The 16,731-nt window shown below is 42.5% G+C and carries 17 protein-coding genes; 11 read left to right on the top strand and 6 right to left on the bottom strand.

The window, feature by feature from the left end; genetic code table 11:
- Positions 1-3: 3 nt before the first annotated feature.
- On the bottom strand, positions 4-1,083 hold the full coding sequence (locus SFRI_RS07355; RefSeq protein ID WP_011636908.1) for an efflux RND transporter periplasmic adaptor subunit: 1,080 nt from the start codon (positions 1,081-1,083) through the stop codon (positions 4-6).
- Between the two features lie 191 nt (positions 1,084-1,274).
- On the opposite strand from SFRI_RS07355, the gene SFRI_RS07350 reads away from it, so the two are divergent.
- A complete protein-coding gene (locus SFRI_RS07350) occupies positions 1,275-2,201 on the top strand; it encodes a LysR family transcriptional regulator (protein ID WP_049763578.1) in 927 nt (308 codons plus the stop codon).
- On the opposite strand, the gene scpB is transcribed toward SFRI_RS07350, so the two are convergent.
- From scpB to rnm, 4 genes are read right to left on the bottom strand one after another with little or no spacing between them, the layout of a single operon-like run.
- Positions 2,198-2,935 (bottom strand): SMC-Scp complex subunit ScpB, encoded by a 738-nt coding sequence (gene scpB / locus SFRI_RS07345; RefSeq protein ID WP_011636906.1) that lies wholly within the window; start codon positions 2,933-2,935, stop codon positions 2,198-2,200. The two genes, SFRI_RS07350 and scpB, sit on opposite strands and share 4 nt — an antisense overlap.
- 22 nt (positions 2,936-2,957) lie before the next feature.
- On the bottom strand, positions 2,958-3,746 hold the full coding sequence (locus tag SFRI_RS07340) for a segregation and condensation protein A (protein ID WP_011636905.1): 789 nt from the start codon (positions 3,744-3,746) through the stop codon (positions 2,958-2,960).
- A 39-nt stretch (positions 3,747-3,785) separates the two neighbouring features.
- The gene (locus SFRI_RS07335) at positions 3,786-4,406 is read right to left on the bottom strand and encodes an L-threonylcarbamoyladenylate synthase (RefSeq protein ID WP_011636904.1); all 621 of its coding nucleotides are present in this window, start codon (positions 4,404-4,406) and stop codon (positions 3,786-3,788) included.
- Positions 4,403-5,263 (bottom strand): RNase RNM, encoded by an 861-nt coding sequence (rnm, locus tag SFRI_RS07330; protein ID WP_011636903.1) that lies wholly within the window; start codon positions 5,261-5,263, stop codon positions 4,403-4,405. The genes SFRI_RS07335 and rnm overlap by 4 nt, the downstream gene beginning before the upstream one ends.
- Before the next feature lie 455 nt (positions 5,264-5,718).
- Between rnm and SFRI_RS07325 the strand changes: the two genes are divergently transcribed.
- From SFRI_RS07325 to xthA, 10 genes are all read left to right on the top strand, one after another.
- The gene (locus SFRI_RS07325) at positions 5,719-7,287 is read left to right on the top strand and encodes an anthranilate synthase component 1 (protein ID WP_041412869.1); all 1,569 of its coding nucleotides are present in this window, start codon (positions 5,719-5,721) and stop codon (positions 7,285-7,287) included.
- 29 nt (positions 7,288-7,316) lie between these two features.
- Positions 7,317-7,919 carry an aminodeoxychorismate/anthranilate synthase component II gene (locus tag SFRI_RS07320; RefSeq protein ID WP_041413496.1) on the top strand — a complete coding sequence of 201 codons (603 nt, stop codon included), beginning with the start codon at positions 7,317-7,319 and terminating at the stop codon, positions 7,917-7,919.
- Positions 7,919-8,962, top strand: a complete 1,044-nt coding sequence (gene trpD, locus SFRI_RS07315; RefSeq protein ID WP_011636900.1) for an anthranilate phosphoribosyltransferase — start codon at positions 7,919-7,921, stop codon at positions 8,960-8,962. Before SFRI_RS07320 ends, trpD begins: the two co-directional genes overlap by 1 nt.
- Positions 8,955-10,358: a bifunctional indole-3-glycerol-phosphate synthase TrpC/phosphoribosylanthranilate isomerase TrpF gene (trpCF, locus tag SFRI_RS07310; RefSeq protein WP_011636899.1), complete on the top strand. Its 1,404-nt coding sequence runs from the start codon at positions 8,955-8,957 to the stop codon at positions 10,356-10,358. Before trpD ends, trpCF begins: the two co-directional genes overlap by 8 nt.
- Before the next feature lie 57 nt (positions 10,359-10,415).
- On the top strand, positions 10,416-11,627 hold the full coding sequence (gene trpB / locus SFRI_RS07305; RefSeq protein WP_011636898.1) for a tryptophan synthase subunit beta: 1,212 nt from the start codon (positions 10,416-10,418) through the stop codon (positions 11,625-11,627).
- Complete coding sequence (trpA, locus tag SFRI_RS07300) at positions 11,620-12,423, top strand: tryptophan synthase subunit alpha (RefSeq protein WP_011636897.1); 804 nt, start codon at positions 11,620-11,622, stop codon at positions 12,421-12,423. Before trpB ends, trpA begins: the two co-directional genes overlap by 8 nt.
- 90 nt (positions 12,424-12,513) lie before the next feature.
- On the top strand, positions 12,514-13,407 hold the full coding sequence (locus SFRI_RS07295) for a substrate-binding periplasmic protein (protein ID WP_011636896.1): 894 nt from the start codon (positions 12,514-12,516) through the stop codon (positions 13,405-13,407).
- A gap of 120 nt (positions 13,408-13,527) precedes the next feature.
- On the top strand, positions 13,528-14,079 hold the full coding sequence (locus SFRI_RS07290; protein ID WP_011636895.1) for a septation protein A: 552 nt from the start codon (positions 13,528-13,530) through the stop codon (positions 14,077-14,079).
- Positions 14,080-14,114: 35 nt separating this feature from the next.
- Positions 14,115-14,414: a YciI family protein gene (locus SFRI_RS07285; protein WP_011636894.1), complete on the top strand. Its 300-nt coding sequence runs from the start codon at positions 14,115-14,117 to the stop codon at positions 14,412-14,414.
- Complete coding sequence (gene xthA, locus SFRI_RS07280; RefSeq protein WP_011636893.1) at positions 14,414-15,220, top strand: exodeoxyribonuclease III; 807 nt, start codon at positions 14,414-14,416, stop codon at positions 15,218-15,220. The genes SFRI_RS07285 and xthA overlap by 1 nt, the downstream gene beginning before the upstream one ends.
- Positions 15,221-15,486: 266 nt before the next feature.
- Here xthA and SFRI_RS07275 read toward each other — a convergent pair whose 3' ends face one another.
- Positions 15,487-16,683, bottom strand: a complete 1,197-nt coding sequence (locus SFRI_RS07275; RefSeq protein WP_150099377.1) for a hypothetical protein — start codon at positions 16,681-16,683, stop codon at positions 15,487-15,489.
- Positions 16,684-16,731: the final 48 nt, after the last annotated feature.

Below are 16,731 nucleotides of genomic sequence, written 5' to 3'. Positions count from 1 at the left end.
CAATTACACTCCTCGTTGCCAGCGTAAAGGTTTTACTTTCATGCCTTCAGATAATTGCGATAATCCTGCTGCAACAATAGCATCGCCTTTTTGGAGCCCAGTTAACACTTCGACGCCGTCAGTACTCACCCGCCCGAGAGTCACTTTTACCGGGCTAACATCTCCGCTATCTGGCTGATAACGCCATACGGTTACATCACCATTTTGGTCTTGTTTGTCTACGGCAGAAATAGGAACAATAGTCCTAAAACTCTGTTTCGAGTCATTGAGTGTCGCTAAAGTTAACTCGGCACTCATGCCTGGCAATAGCTGTACATTGTCAGGTTGTGGTAATGAAAACACCACTTCGTAAGCTTGTGTGCCTGGTGTCACTTGAGTTGAGTATTCTTTAAATTTTGCATCAAACACCATGTCATTTAGTGCACTAAAACGTACTTTTGCGGCTAAACCGTTGGCAATATCTTGAGTTAATACTGCTGCCATTGCTTCTGGGACTTGAATGCTGACATCAAGTAACTGATTATTTTGCAGAGTCATCACACCTTGATTTGGTTGAACAATTTGGTGGTTATCCACCAAACGTTTTGCAATGGTGCCGTTAAACGGCGCTTCTAAACGGGTATAACTAACTTGGTCATTGGCAGCGGCTAACGCTGCTTTGGCCGATTTAAGTTGGGCTTTACTGCTGTCAAATAACGCTTGTGAAATCAATTTACGTTCTAAAAGAGTTTGATTACGGCTAAAGTCTGCGAGCAACAAGTCATACTCGGCCTCTCGAGTCATTAAATTATTACGCGCATCGCGATCATCTAATTGAGCCAGTAAAACACCTTGTTTAACGTGTTGGCCTTCAACGAGATCCAATCTGACAAGTTGGCCTGAAATCCTAAATGATAATTCTGCACGGCTATTGGCTTCGACTCTTGCAGGAAACTGACGAATGGTATTGCCTGACGACTGTGCCACTTCAAACAATTTTACTGGGCGCACAAGCACTTCTTGTACAGCGCTTTCAACAGGCGTACAACCGACTAAAATAAGAGAAATAAGCAGTGCCAACGGCAATGTTGAGCGATGTTTCATCGACTATGATCCTTGGGAACTAAGCGTTAAAAAGACGTGGTGATAACAATATTTCCCTTTTCAGGGATAACAGTTAATTTACAATTTGGCTGAACAATACCCTGAATCATAGTTGCAATAAATGGGTTTATTTGGGAATATCAGTCTCATTATTTGAGTTTGACTTATTTGCCATTATCAGAGCAATCAATATGAAAACCGAAGACATTGCCTTATTTCACCGAATTGTCGAAACAGGCAGCATACTTGAAGCGGCTAACTTATTGAATTTGCCTAAATCGACGGTCAGCAGACGCTTGCAATCGTTAGAAGAGTCATTAAATTTAAAGTTATTTCATCGTCAAAGCCGGGCAATAACACTGACCTCTGCAGGCAGTCATTTCTATGAAAAAACCTTGGTGATGTTAGCTGACTTAGACAGAACCCTTTCAGATATCACCGACAACAAAGCAGAGTTGACTGGCCACTTGCGGATTTTGATATTTCCTATCCCACAGATAATGGATATTGTGAGTAAAATATTTGCCTTTATGGATGAAAATCCTAACTGTTCGATTGAAATTATTACCAGTACTGAGCCCTTAGACATGGTACGTAACAATATTGATATCGCGTTTATGGTGAATGAAACGTTTAGTGAACTCGACATGGTGGCAAAACCAGTTATCAGTGAAGATATGTGTTTCTTTGCCAGCCCAGAATACTTAACCAAAGCTGGCATGCCTGTCACCTTGAGTGATATTGAACAACACAACTCAATTCTATTTCGCTTCCCAAATGGTAAAACCTTCAGTGAAGTTCCACTCGCCAATGATGCAATGCAGGCCGTAAAAGGCAACTTATGCACCAACAGCATTCAACTGGCTTATGAAGCGACAAAATTAGGCCGAGGGATAGGTTATTTACCACAAAAATTATGTCACGATGACGTAGAGCAAGGGGAGTTAGTACGTTTATTTAATGATTTAGCGCCTTATACAGGCGTGGTATTTCTAGTGTATCCATCAAGACGATTTTTAAGCCTAACGGGTCAGCGCTTACTCGATTACATGCTCGCACAACTACCCGTGCAAACCAGCGAAAAAACGACGACAACCAATACTAAAGTGTGGATTTAATGGGTTAGATTTTGGCTTTTTTCAACAACATCGACGGCTTCGTCGTCTACATCATCAAGTTCATTTGTCGTTGTATCACTGCCGTTTTCGCTATCGTTTTGCTCGTCATTGACTTGTTGATCATCGTCTTGGTGATCATCACTACTGTCATCATCGTTAGATTCATCGAGAGCAACTTGCACTTTATCAAATAACCCTTGTAGTGATGCGGCATCCGTTAATGCAGGTAAATCGGCAAGTTTTGTTAAATTAAAATAATCCAGAAATGCAGGGGTGGTCGCATATAATGCTGGTTTTCCGGGCACTTCCTTATGGCCAACCACTTTAATCCACTGCCGATCCGCTAAACTTTTTATAATATGACTGCTAATCGCCACGCCTCTAATATATTCAATATCACCACGCGTTACCGGTTGTCGATATGCAATCACCGCCAACGTTTCAAGCGTTGCACGAGAGTACTTAGGGGATTTTTCTTGCCAAAGAGGTTGTAAATAAGGGCTGAGTATTTCTTGAGTTTGAAAACGATAGCCACTAGCGATTTTAACTAGCTGTACGCCTCGCTCTTGATAATCTTGCTGTAATTCATCAAGCGTTTCCTGAATGCGCGTACGCGATACACTAAAGTCAGCTAACACCGTTTCTTTAATGGCTTTTACCGACAACGGCTTAGCTAAGACAAACAAACTGGCTTCAATAAGCTGTTTTAACTGAATAGGATTAATTGGCTTCATGGATCTCTTCGAATATCGTTAATTAATACGCTTTTACATAGATGGGTGAAAACGGTTCATTTTGCACTAACTCAACGAGTAATTCTTTAACCAGCTCCATGAGTGCCAAAAAACTCACTACCACACCTGCTCGGCCTTCACTGACATCAAACAAACACTCAAAACCAATGTATTCTGTACTAGATAACTTAGCTAAAATTTGGCTCATGCGTTCACGGGTGGATAAATGTTCACGCTTTACATGATGATCTTCGTTAGCATCAATGCGTTTTAGTACTTCGCCAAACGCACGGGCAATATCCACCAGCGACACTTCAGGCGGTACTGTTATAGGTTTAATGTCTGGAGCCGCGCTAACGGATGCTTGAAACACATCTCGTTCAATCCGCGGTAACGTATCAATATCGACTGCAGCTTGTTTGATCACCTCATAGGCTTTTAATTGCCGTATAAGCACCACTCGAGGATCTTCTTCCTCATCATCTTCACTGGCCATTTTAGGTAACAATAATCGGGATTTAATCTCCGCTAATGTTGCCGCCATCACAAGGTAATCGGCAGCCAGTTCAATCCGCGCTTCAGTGAGAATTTCAATATAGAGTAAATATTGTTGGGTGATTTGTTGAATAGGCAAATCAACCACATCTAATTTTTGTTTACGGATTAAATATAACAATAAATCTAATGGGCCTTCAAAGGTTTCAAGAAACACTTCTAAGGCCTCTGGCGGAATAAACAAGTCTACGGGCATGCTATTAAGCGCTTGGCCACGAACCATTGCTAATGGCAGGCTTTGCTGACTGCCTGGCATGTTTATCTTAGATGATTCGTCTGCGGGTATCACTTTCGTTTATTCAAATGCACTGGTATCGCCAGCACCATGACGTAATATCACCATCTCATCTTCAGACATATCAATCACTGTCGTTTGATTTTCAGGTAAATAACCACCGTGAATAATACCGTCGACCAAGTGATCGAGTATATCGCGAATATGCTCTGGGTCTGATTCAGCAAATTGCTCATTTGGCATTACTAAACTGGTGGTCATCATTGGTTCGCCCAATGCTTCAAGTAACGCGAGCGCAATAATATTATTAGGTACGCGAATGCCTATGGTGCGCTTTTTATCGCACTGTAAACGGCGTGGCACTTCTTTAGTGGCTTTGAAAATAAATGTATATGGGCCAGGCATACAGCTTTTTAATAAACGGTATGCTTGGTTATCAACGCGGGCAAAATTAGCCAGCTCAGATAAATCACGACACATTAATGAAAAATTGGTGTCATTTTCAATCTGGCGGATACGTGCCATACGCGTCATGGCATTTTTTTCACCAATCATACAGCCCAATGCATAACCTGAGTCAGTTGGGTAAACAATGACTCCACCTTGTTTAAGAATCGCCACTGCTTGATTAATTAATCGTGCTTGTGGGTTCTCATCATGAATATAAAAAAATTGACTCATACTCTGTTCGTCCAATGTTGTGATTGCCAAACCCATTCCACACCTTGTGGTTGGAATAAGTTTTTACCTAACTCGATCCAATTACTGGGAAAGTGAAAATCGCTCCCCACTGAAGCAAGTAGGTTATTTTGCTTACTTAATGCAATAAGATTATTACGGTCGTCTAATGTTTGCTGACCTAAAATAACTTCAATCGCATCGCCACCGGCCTCTGCAAATTCACGCACTAAGCGCTTAAGCCATTTGGCCGATAATTTGTAACCGCTGGGATGAGCTAATACAGCAACACCACCGGCTTGATGAATATGCTCTATCGCATTGGCCATATCGCCCCAATTATTGGGTACATAACCTGTTTTGCCTCGAGCTAAGTAGCGTTTGAATACGCTAGGCATATCTGTCGCATGACCATTATCTGCTAACCATCTAGCATAATGGCCGCGGCTAAGCGCTGCATCACCGGCAATAGCTTTAGCACCTTCATAGGCACCCTCTATCCCAGCTTTAGCTAAACGTTCACCAATTTCTTGGGCTCGGACTTCACGCAACTCACGTTGATGAGTTAAAAACTCCAATAATCCTGTGTGAGCGATATCCAAATTTAATCCGACGATATGAATATCAAAACTGTTCCAACGAGTCGAAATCTCACAACCGTTAATTAATAATAACGGCGTGGCATGGTTTTGATTAGCAAGATGCGCTTCTGCTAACCCTCCGACAGTGTCATGGTCAGTAATAGCAAACATCTCAACGCCTTTTTCAATAGCGCGAGTTAATAATTCTGTTGGTGTTAATTGACCGTCTGATGCGGTCGTGTGGCTGTGAAGATCGGCCAAGAGAGTCTCTGTAATCATGTGGTTATTGTACTAGAGTGGCGATAAAAATACTGCTTGGATTTATGAATAAATGATGGCAATTGATGAATTATTTATGCATAAGTTAGTTAGAGGGCTCAATAAATAGACTAGATCTATCCTGATTGTCATTTATTGTCAGCTTTTGAGAAATATTCAATTGACATTAACCTCCAGCTGGGTTTTCCTATAGGCATTAAACACAGACATAATACAGCGATTAACGATGACACACTCTTTAGCTTCATTACACATTACATGGTGGTGGCACTTCCCAAATTAACGGGTGGTGTGAAGCGTTGTGCTCATTTTTAAGAGACAAGATTTTACCAAAAAGCCCGCAGAGATGTGGGCTTTCTTGTTATTTGGCCCATTCAATTTAGTCACTCGGGTTACATAATATTAAAGGCCAACAGATGATAAACAAACAGGATACAAGGAGCGGCGACATAGTGATGACGACAACAGTGACTACACCAAACCAACTCGCTCAGGTTACCACGCAAAAGCAGCCATTAACCTACCATACTGATCCGCTAAAACTGTATCAGCAAGTCACTAATAACGCGCCGCATACCATGCTATTAGAGTCTGCTGAGGTCGAAAGTAAAGACCACTTAAAAAGTATCGTACTCACCCATGCGGCAATGATGATACGTTGCGACGGTTATCAACTCACTTTTAGTGCATTAACGCACAATGGTGCGGCCTTGTTAGTGCCAATTGCCAACTTCTTCAGTGATGCACAGCAACAACGAGATAATGATACTTTAATCGTCACATTGAAAAAGGCCACCGAGTTACAAGACGAAGATGCACGCTTAAAGTCAACATCTCCTCTTGATGGCTTAAGAATGTTTATTAAGCACATTCAAACCAATAATCCACTTAAATTTGAAGATTTATTTTTAGGTGGTGTATTAGCATATGACTTAATTGATACCGTCGAGCCACTCCCTGCTGCGCCCAACGCTCACAATGATTGTCCTGACTATTTATTCTATCTTGCTGAAACACTTATTTTAATTGACCATCAAACTCAGCAAGCCGAGATTGTTAGCCACCAATTCAGTCAAGATAACATCATTGCGCAACAATTAGATCTGCAACTGCAACACGTTATCGAACAATGCGCCGAGCTAGGTGATATTGCTCCGTTAACACCAGTGACAACCGACGAAAAAGTTAACATTACTGACGAACAATTTAAGCAAACCGTGATTGATTTGAAAGAACACATTGTCGCCGGTGATATTTTTCAAGTGGTGCCATCTCGTTGTTTCAGCTTACCTTGCCCGAATACGCTTGGTGCATATCGCGCTTTGCGCTTAACCAATCCAAGTCCGTATATGTTCTATTTTAGAGGCCCTGATTTCACCTTATTTGGTGCGTCGCCAGAAAGTGCCCTGAAATATGATGCGGCCAGTAACCAAGTCGAAGTATATCCCATTGCAGGCACGCGTAAGCGCGGTAAAAATGCCCAAGGTGAGATTGATTTTGACCTAGACAGCCGTATCGAACTTGAGCTGCGTTTAGATAAGAAAGAATTGTCAGAACATTTAATGCTGGTCGATTTAGCCCGTAACGACATCGCTCGCATCAGCCAAAGCAGTAGCCGTAAAGTGGCTGAACTGTTAAAAGTTGATCGTTACTCGCACGTGATGCATTTAGTCAGTCGTGTTACCGGTCAATTACGCTTAGATTTAGATGCTCTGCACGCTTATCAAGCCTGCATGAACATGGGAACCTTAGTAGGAGCCCCAAAAGTACGTGCATCACAATTAGTACGCCAAGCAGAGCAAGCTCGTCGCGGCAGTTATGGTGGCGCAGTGGGTTACCTCAATGGTCTCGGCGACATGGATACCTGCATCGTTATTCGTTCAGCTTTTGTTAAAAATGATGTTGCTCATATACAAGCAGGTGCTGGCGTGGTGTTTGACTCAGACCCACAAGCCGAAGCGGATGAAACACGTCAAAAAGCCCAAGCGGTCATTTCTGCGATAAAAATGGGAGGTGGGCTATGAGCACTGCAACCACACAAGCAAATAAACCGATGAAATTATACCTACTCGATAACTTCGATTCGTTTACTTACAATCTAGTCGATCAATTCCGCAGCCTAGGTTGTGAAGTTGTCATTTATCGTAATGATGTCAGTGCCGATTATGTGGCTGAAAAGCTCATCAATGAAACCGGTAAAACGGCATTGGTGTTATCACCCGGACCTGGTGCGCCTCATGAAGCGGGTTGCATGATGGAACTCATTGGCAAAGTGGCTGGTAAAGTCCCAATGCTTGGCATCTGTTTAGGTCATCAAGCCATGGTTGAATATTATGGCGGCAAAGTAGAACGAGCACCGTTTGTTGTCCACGGTAAAGCCAGCCCGACCTTCCATAATGGTCAGGGCGTATTTGCCAATTTACCCTCCCCATTACCGGTTGCCCGTTATCACAGCTTAGTTGCGACTAAAGTACCTGACTGTTTAGACGTTATTGCCACCACAGATGACATGCCAATGGCGGTATTGCATCCACAACATCAAGCAATGGGCTTTCAATTTCATCCAGAATCAATTTTAACCACCTTAGGCAGTCAGTTACTTACGCAGACATTAGCGTATTTAACCCAAGACCATGCCTTTACTGGAGGTAAGTAATGGATAATCTGCAAACCTTATTCGACCATCTGTACCAAGGTAAGCCATTAACTCGCGAACAAATGGCACAAGTGTTTAGCACTATTATTCAAGGTGATATGCAACCTGCTACCATGGCGGGTATGTTAGTGGCGCTAAAAATGCGCGGCGAAACCATTGATGAAATAGCCGGTGCAGCAGACGCATTACGCCAAGCCGCTAAACCTTTCCCACGCAGTGATGCCTCAAAACAAAGCGGCATTGTTGATATTGTCGGTACAGGTGGCGATGGCCATAACACCATCAACATTTCGACTACAGCCGCATTTGTTGCAGCAGCTGCGGGGGCAAAAGTAGCAAAACACGGTAACCGCAGCGTATCAAGCAAGTCTGGTTCTTCTGACTTACTGTCACATTGCGGTATTGCGCTCACCATGGCACCAGACGCTGCAAGCCAATGTTTAGATAAGCTTGGCTTATGTTTTCTATTTGCGCCGCATTACCATGGCGGAGTGAAACACGCAGTACCAGTAAGACAAGCGTTAAAAACTCGGACCATTTTTAATGTGCTAGGCCCATTAATTAACCCAGCAAGCCCAGAATTTATGTTGCTGGGCGTCTATACACTTGAACTCATCGAACCTATTGCGCAAGTACTTCATGCCCTTGGGGTTAAACGCGCTATGGTGGTGTATGGCAGTGGTTTAGATGAAGTAGCATTACATGATAATACTCATGTGGCAGAACTAAAAGACGGTGTGGTGCGTACTTACCAACTTAGCCCTGAAGATCTCGGTGTTAACCGTGCAGACATAGCACAGCTAACGGGTGGAGAACCAGCAGACAACGCTTTAATCACTCAAGCCATTTTACAAGGTAAAGGCCTCCCTGCTCATCGAGATGCCGTGGCGATTAATGCAGGTTGTGCTTTGTATATCAGTGGTATTTGCGACTCAGTTCAAGCCGGTACTCAGCTAGCACTTGCCACACTCGCCAGCGGTACAGCTTTTACCTTATTAACCGATTTAGCTGCCGCGAGCCAAGCTGGAGAACACAATGAGTAAGCCAGAAAGTAATGTATTAACCCGTATCGTTGATACTAAAGTGGCCCATATCGCCGCGCTAAAACTGCGTTTCCCTGAAGCCAACCTACAACCTAAAATATCTGACCGTAGCTTATACGATGCCATGAAAGCACCTAATGCTCAGTTTATTTTTGAGTGTAAAAAGGCCAGCCCTTCTAAAGGGCTTATTCGCCCTGTATTTGATGTTGAAGCCATCGCAGATATTTATGTCCATTACGCTGCTGGCATCTCTGTGCTAACCGATGAACAGTTTTTCCAAGGTGACATGGACTACATTCCAAAAGTCCGCGCAAGGGTAACTCAACCGATTATCTGTAAGGACTTTTTTGTTGACCCGTATCAAGTGAAATTGGCAGCCCATCAAGGTGCTGATGCCATTTTACTGATGTTGTCAGTACTTGATGATGAGCAATATCGTTTATTAGCCAACGAAGCGGCTAAGTATCAATTAGATACCTTAACCGAAGTCAGTAACCAAGCAGAATTGATTAGAGCGATTGATCTCCTTGCCCCAATAATTGGTATTAACAATCGTAATTTACGCGACTTAAGTACTGATTTGGCGACAACTGAGTTATTAGCACCACAAATCCCAGCAGACAGAGTGGTCATTAGTGAATCAGGCATTTATAACCATCAACAAGTTTGCCGCCTAAATCCATTGGTTGACGGTTATCTTGTTGGCAGTTCAATTATGGCGCAAGACGATATTGATTTAGCGTGCAGACAACTTATTTTTGGGAACAATAAAGTCTGCGGTTTGACTCGAATTGACGATATTGAGGCAGTAGCTACAGCTGGAGCGGTATTTGGAGGGCTAATTTTTCATCCAAAATCACCTAGAGCCGTAACACCTGCACAAGCAAGTGAATTAATCGCCCAAATGCAGCAACGTAATATTGGCTTAAATATGGTGGGTGTGTTTGTTAATCACCCCGTTGCAGATATCGCTTCATTAGCCCAAACGCTGAATCTTTTTGCAGTGCAATTACACGGCAATGAAACTGAACTTGAAATCACAGAATTAAAAGCGTTACTTAAGCAACAACAGCTCAATACCGAAATTTGGAAAGCCGTTGCAATTAACAGTAACAACGGCGAAGTGAGCCAAAAACCTGCTGGCGCCGATCGTTATTTATACGACAGCAAGTCAGCACATCAATTTGGCGGCACCGGACAAACGTTTAATTGGCAAGCAGATATTGATGATAAACAAGATGCGATGTTGGCGGGAGGATTAACCCCAGACAATGTTTATCTAGCAAGCCAACAAGGATTTTATGGGGTCGACTTAAATTCAGGAGTAGAATCTACCCCTGGCCATAAAGACCACCAAAAACTGATTGCTGCATTTACTCAATTACGCCGTAATTAATTTTCTATTTACGACACTATTTTTAGTTAAAAACATGATTACTCGAAGGGAATATTTATGACCGAGCTCAAGCTTAACCCTTATTTCGGCGAATACGGTGGGATGTACGTACCGCAGATTTTAGTGCCTGCATTAAAACAACTTGAAACGGCCTTTGTTGAAGCACAACAAGATGAAAGCTTTATCGCTGAGTTCACCGACCTGTTGAAAAACTATGCTGGCCGCCCAACAGCGCTAACACTTACTCGTAATTTAAGTCCAAATCCGCTGGTGAAAATCTACCTAAAGCGTGAAGACTTACTCCACGGTGGTGCGCATAAAACCAACCAGGTATTAGGTCAGGCTTTGTTAGCTAAGCGAATGGGTAAAAAAGAAATCATTGCCGAAACAGGCGCTGGCCAACATGGTGTGGCCACAGCCCTAGCCTGTGCGCTTTTAGGCTTAAAATGTAAAGTCTACATGGGTGCAAAAGACATTGAGCGTCAGTCTCCAAACGTATTTAGAATGAAACTAATGGGCGCTGAGGTTATTCCAGTTACATCGGGTTCATCAACCTTAAAAGATGCCTGTAACGAAGCCATGCGCGACTGGTCTGCAAGTTATGATAAAGCGCATTACTTATTAGGTACAGCAGCCGGCCCGCACCCATTCCCGACAATTGTGCGTGAATTCCAACGAATGATTGGTGAAGAAACCAAGAAACAAATTCTTGAAAAAGAAGGTCGTTTACCTGATGCCGTTATCGCGTGTGTAGGCGGTGGCTCGAACGCTATAGGCATGTTTGCCGACTTTATTGACGAACCGTCAGTGGAATTAATTGGTGTAGAACCTGCTGGTAAAGGCATTGATACCCCGATGCACGGCGCGCCGCTTAAACATGGTAAAACCGGTATTTTCTTTGGGATGAAATCACCCTTAATGCAAAATAGCGACGGTCAAATTGAAGAGTCATATTCGGTTTCAGCGGGGCTTGATTTCCCATCCGTTGGGCCACAACATGCGCATTTAAATGCCATTGGTCGTGCTCGTTATGAGTCAGCAACCGATGATGAAGCACTTGAAATGTTTCAAACGCTCGCTCGTTGCGAAGGGATTATTCCTGCATTAGAGTCTGCCCATGCCCTAGCCTATGCTGTACGCATGGCAAAAGAAGCCACTAAAGAAACCATTTTAGTGGTTAATTTATCCGGCCGTGGTGACAAAGATATCTTTACAGTGGCAGATATTTTAGAAGCCAAACAAAAACAACAGGAGAGCGGCAATGAGTAACCGTTATCAAGCAAAATTTGCTGCACTAAAAGCACAAAATAAAGGTGCATTTGTTCCTTTTGTGACCATTGGCGATCCGAGCCCTGAATTATCATTAAAAATTATCCGGACCTTAGTCGATAATGGTGCTGACGCCCTTGAGTTAGGCTTTCCTTTTTCAGATCCATTAGCCGATGGCCCCGTTATACAAGGTGCTAACTTACGGTCATTAGCGGCAGGTACAACTTCTAGTGATTGTTTTGACATCATCACTAAAGTCCGCGCTCAACACCCTGATATGCCTATCGGGTTATTGCTTTATGCCAACCTAGTTTTTGCTAATGGTATTGATGAGTTTTACGCTAAAGCTCAAGCTGCTGGTGTGGATTCAGTGTTGATTGCTGACGTGCCTGTTGAGGAGTCTGCTCCCTTTAGTAAAGCCGCCAAAGCACATGGTATTGCACCCATCTTTATTGCACCGCCCAATGCTGATGCTGACACCTTAAAAATGGTCAGTGAACAAGGTGAAGGTTACACCTATTTGCTATCACGAGCTGGCGTCACGGGTACAGAATCCAAAGCTGGCGAGCCAATTGAAAACATTCTGGCACAACTCGCCGAGTTTAATGCGCCGCCACCACTATTAGGTTTTGGTATTGCCGAGCCTGAGCAAGTACGAGCAGCCATCAAGGCGGGCGCTGCAGGTGCTATTTCAGGTTCTGCAGTGGTTAAAATCATTGAAGCACATCAACTTGATGAAACCACATTACTGGCGAAACTGGCTGAATTTACCGCTGCAATGAAAGCGGCGACATAAGCCCCACTTTTGGTTGAAAAAGGAGCAATTTTATTGCTCCTTTTTTTATGTCCGTTATACTAGGACAAATATCAACCAATTCGGTGTTATATGAAAAGTTCGTTAATAGGGATTTTAACGATTACCATTCTATTTGTTAGCTACAGTCTTGAGGCTGTAGACACTTCCCCACAACCTAAAACTATCGTCACTTATAATGCTGCAATTCATGGGATTGACCCAAAACAAGCATATTTCGTCTCGTTACTTGAACTTGCGTTAGAAAAAAGTCGCGACAAATATGGTGACTTTCAAATGAATGCCGCCATGATTCAAATGCCACAGGGTCGTGCACTTAAAATGGTGGCTGATAACACGATTATTGATGTTGTCTGGACCATGACCAGCATCGAACGGGAAGATCAATTACAAGCTATTTATGTGCCATTGCTTAAAGGGCTAATGGGTTACCGAATTGGGTTAATCCGTAGAAATGATCAAGCTAGATTTGATAACATACACTCCATAGAAGACATCAAAAAAACCTTAATTGGCCAGGGTGCTGATTGGCCAGATGTGCCCATTTTGAACAGCAATGGTTTTACAGTCACATCGGGCAGTGATAGTCGGTTAATAGCGATGTTGCTGAAAGGTCGATTCGACTACTATCCCCGCTCAATACACGAACCATGGCGAGACTTGGACCGTTATCCAGATGTCGTACTTGAACGAAAAATTTTATTAAAATACCCCGCCCCCATTTATTTTTTTGTCAGTAAAGACAACACATCCTTAGCTAGTCGCATTGAATTCGGCCTAAGAAAAGCCATCGATGACGGTAGTTTCGACGACTTATTCTACAACCATCCAATCACTCAAGGTATGCTCAGTAAATCAGAGCTGGATAACCGCACTGAATTTGTGCTGCATAATCCCTTTTTATCTAAAAAGAGTGCTGATCTACTCAACGAAACTCAGTTATGGCTCACCTTAAAGCAACAATGATCACTCAGGGAGCAATAGCACGACTGCTTATGGTTCATAAACACTATCTCATCATGTTACAATCGGCATATATTGTCGTAGTGACAGCGGTTTGTTGTCCTTTTCCTGCAAGAGATTTTTATGAAACAACTGTTAGACTTTTTACCACTTGTCATTTTTTTTGCCGTTTACAAATTCTATGATATCTACGCCGCAACAGGAGTATTGATTGCTGCCACGGCTATTCAACTCGTCATTACCTATCTGATTTATAAACATATTGAAAAAATGCATTTAGCCACCTTCGCCATGGTGACGGTATTTGGTTCCCTCACCCTATTTTTCCACGATGATGCTTTTATCAAATGGAAAGTCAGTATCGTTTATGCCTTGTTTGCTATAGGGTTAATTGCCTCACAAATCATGGGAAAATCTGCGCTTAAGAGCATGTTAGGCAAAGAAATGAAAGTGGACGATAGAATATGGGCTCAAGTCACATGGTATTGGGTTGGATTTTTTGTATTATGTAGTTTCGCCAATATTTATATTGCGTTTAATTTACCTTTAGAAACCTGGGTTAATTTCAAAGTATTTGGCTTAACCGCCCTTACCTTAATTAACACAGTAATAACGGTAGTTTATCTGTATAAAAATATGCAAGATGACAACTCGCAACCTACTGATAACCAATAATTGTTTATGTAAAATCAAATAAAGGAAGCAGCTATATGTGGTATATGATTTCATCTCAAGATGTTGAAAACAGTCTAGAAAAGCGTTTATCTGTTCGTGCTGAACATTTAGCACGTTTACAAGCTTTAGCCGATGAAGGCCGTTTATTAACTGCCGGACCACACCCTGCAATTGATAATGAAAATCCTGGTGAAGCGGGTTTCACAGGATCATTAGTTATTGCTGACTTTCCTTCATTAGAAGATGCACAAGCTTGGGCTGATGTGGATCCTTATATCGGTGCTGGCGTGTACAAAAGCGTTATCGTTAAGCCATTTAAACGAGTGCTTCCTTAATGAAAATAGTTTCTTTTAATATCAATGGTATTCGTGCTCGTTTGCATCAACTGCAAGCTCTCATTGACAGTCATTCACCCGATATAATTGGCTTACAAGAAACCAAAGTGCATGACGAAGCTTTCCCAGTAGCTGATGTTGAGGCTATGGGTTACAAGGTCCATTATCATGGTGGCAAAGCACATTATGGCGTGGCGATGTTGTCAAAAGCAGAACCTGTCAATGTTATTAAAGGTTTTGAAACCGATGATGAAGACGCGCAACGCCGCCTGATTATTGGTCAATTCAAGCAAGATAATGGCCGCATATTAACCGTTTTCAATGGTTACTTTCCACAAGGTGAAAGCATCCATCACGAAACAAAGTACCCTGCGAAACGTAAGTTTTATCAAGACTTAATGGTGCATTTAGAAAAGCATCATAGCGCAGATGAAGACATCGCGATTATTGGTGACATTAATATTTCGCCAACAGATTTAGACATCGGTATTGGTGAGGTTAACGCCAAACGTTGGTTAAAAACCGGTAAATGTAGTTTCCAACCAGAAGAACGTGAATGGTTAGCACGTTTACAGCAATGGGGCTTTATCGATAGTTTCCGTCAATTACACCCTACTCGCACTGAACGTTATTCATGGTTTGATTATCGTAGTAAAGGTTTTGATGATAACCGTGGACTTCGAATTGACGTCATTCTGGTCACAGAGTCAATGTTGCCACGTTTAGTTGAGTCAGATGTAGATTACGAATTACGCGGTATTGATAAACCATCAGACCACGCGCCAATTTGGAGCACATTTAGTTAATCGAAGTGGATGTTAACTGACGCTTAGATTAAACGACATGATGCTTGAACAAAAAACGCTATGCCTAACAGCATAGCGTTTTTTTATGATTGTTGACTCTGCATTAGCCCTTGTTAGTAGTTAACCCATACAAGCCGTTAACTAACTTAAACTGGGAATAATAAACACCTTTCAAACTACCCCTATCTTGCTAACTTTGTCTTGCTAACTTTGTCTTGCTAACTTTATCTTGCTAACTTTATTGAATTAACTTGCAATAGGTTTGACTAAAAAAAGTAACGGCTAGACACTTGCCATTGTTGCTCAAGCAGCTCGACCGATTCATTAAGATACGCTCTAGCAGGTCGAGTTGAATCGACAGCATTATATTCAAATTGAATAAACCACGGTCTATCGAGTTGATATTGATACGCAAGGGTCAATGATTGGCCATCTTCATTATTATTATCTTCAGGAGTAAGGTCATTATCGGTAACAGAAAAGTCTTCAACTCTTAGGCTTAATCTGTGCTTGTCCCAACGTTTACTCAATAACACGTAGCCAGAATAAAAATCATTATCGACCACAGGAAAACCTTCAGTATTGGTCATTAAGGTGGTTCCCTGCATAAATTGACTGATTAAACTAACACCAAATGGCAAACGCCATTTTGCCCCGATGTGACCAAACTGGGTCAACCACACATATTGACCTTGCTTAACAATATGCGTATTGGCGTTATTGTCATAATAGCCGGCTTGAACACTGCCTTTATTACGCCAAGTCCACTTTGCGAGTACATGCCCACCGATACGGTCATCAAGTTCAGTAAAAGGATCTGAGTTAGCGGCTTGAGCATCTAACATACCACCCTCTTCCATTGCAGGAATGGCAGTGATGGGAATGGTTTCTTGCACTAAGGTTTGTCTTGAGGTTTGAGTCCAGCCATGCCAGGCCAACATAGCTCCAGTGGTATCGTTAAACATAAATGCTTCAGCTGTTAATGAAAAATCATGCTCTGATTGCCGATATTTCCCTAATGATTCAACCGTTGTCGACAGGCCAACATGCCTGACTTCTTCGGCCAACCAACTATTAATGGTTGAATAGTTTAAGGTGAAAGGCGACGCCCACGCTGTAGCAACATTTTCTAACGATATTTGCGGATACATCAAGCCAAACTGAACATCAAACCGAATACCTTGCTCACTCGGAATATCACGATAACGTAAAATGGCTTCAGTGATACCTAATCCATTATTGATACCATCAACATATCCATTCGCCACAATACGACTCGACCAAGCATCGCCCCATTGGCTTTGATAACTTAACCCCAGTTGTGATATGGCTAAGTGTGCACCATTATCAACGCCAAACTTGCCCAATCCACCATCCAAATATGAATCGATGCTATCAGCATAACCAACACGGACATCAATCACGCCACTGACATCATGCTCAACATCCACACGACCATTCATGTCAGGGTCCAATGAGTCGGCATAAACACAGCTACTCACATACAGTAA

Source organism: Shewanella frigidimarina NCIMB 400 (genome assembly GCF_000014705.1).
GTDB lineage: Bacteria > Pseudomonadota > Gammaproteobacteria > Enterobacterales > Shewanellaceae > Shewanella > Shewanella frigidimarina.
This window is presented reverse-complemented; position numbering and strand designations above follow the sequence as displayed.

Excerpts from the sequence above, each read along its gene's own strand:
- SFRI_RS07285 (WP_011636894.1), top strand. The coding sequence starts at position 14,115 with ATGTGGTATATGATTTCATCTCAAGATGTTGAAAACAGTCTAGAAAAG.
- rnm (WP_011636903.1), bottom strand. The coding sequence starts at position 5,263 with ATGATTACAGAGACTCTCTTGGCCGATCTTCACAGCCACACGACCGCA.
- SFRI_RS07340 (WP_011636905.1), bottom strand. The coding sequence starts at position 3,746 with ATGCCAGGCAGTCAGCAAAGCCTGCCATTAGCAATGGTTCGTGGCCAA.
- xthA (WP_011636893.1), top strand. The coding sequence starts at position 14,414 with ATGAAAATAGTTTCTTTTAATATCAATGGTATTCGTGCTCGTTTGCAT.
- SFRI_RS07350 (WP_049763578.1), top strand. The coding sequence starts at position 1,275 with ATGAAAACCGAAGACATTGCCTTATTTCACCGAATTGTCGAAACAGGC.
- scpB (WP_011636906.1), bottom strand. The coding sequence starts at position 2,935 with ATGAAGCCAATTAATCCTATTCAGTTAAAACAGCTTATTGAAGCCAGT.
- trpD (WP_011636900.1), top strand. The coding sequence starts at position 7,919 with ATGGATAATCTGCAAACCTTATTCGACCATCTGTACCAAGGTAAGCCA.
- trpB (WP_011636898.1), top strand. The coding sequence starts at position 10,416 with ATGACCGAGCTCAAGCTTAACCCTTATTTCGGCGAATACGGTGGGATG.
- SFRI_RS07335 (WP_011636904.1), bottom strand. The coding sequence starts at position 4,406 with ATGAGTCAATTTTTTTATATTCATGATGAGAACCCACAAGCACGATTA.
- SFRI_RS07290 (WP_011636895.1), top strand. The coding sequence starts at position 13,528 with ATGAAACAACTGTTAGACTTTTTACCACTTGTCATTTTTTTTGCCGTT.
- SFRI_RS07355 (WP_011636908.1), bottom strand. The coding sequence starts at position 1,083 with ATGAAACATCGCTCAACATTGCCGTTGGCACTGCTTATTTCTCTTATT.
- SFRI_RS07320 (WP_041413496.1), top strand. The coding sequence starts at position 7,317 with ATGAAATTATACCTACTCGATAACTTCGATTCGTTTACTTACAATCTA.
- trpA (WP_011636897.1), top strand. The coding sequence starts at position 11,620 with ATGAGTAACCGTTATCAAGCAAAATTTGCTGCACTAAAAGCACAAAAT.
- SFRI_RS07325 (WP_041412869.1), top strand. The coding sequence starts at position 5,719 with ATGACGACAACAGTGACTACACCAAACCAACTCGCTCAGGTTACCACG.
- SFRI_RS07275 (WP_150099377.1), bottom strand. The coding sequence starts at position 16,683 with ATGAATGGTCGTGTGGATGTTGAGCATGATGTCAGTGGCGTGATTGAT.
- SFRI_RS07295 (WP_011636896.1), top strand. The coding sequence starts at position 12,514 with ATGAAAAGTTCGTTAATAGGGATTTTAACGATTACCATTCTATTTGTT.
- trpCF (WP_011636899.1), top strand. The coding sequence starts at position 8,955 with ATGAGTAAGCCAGAAAGTAATGTATTAACCCGTATCGTTGATACTAAA.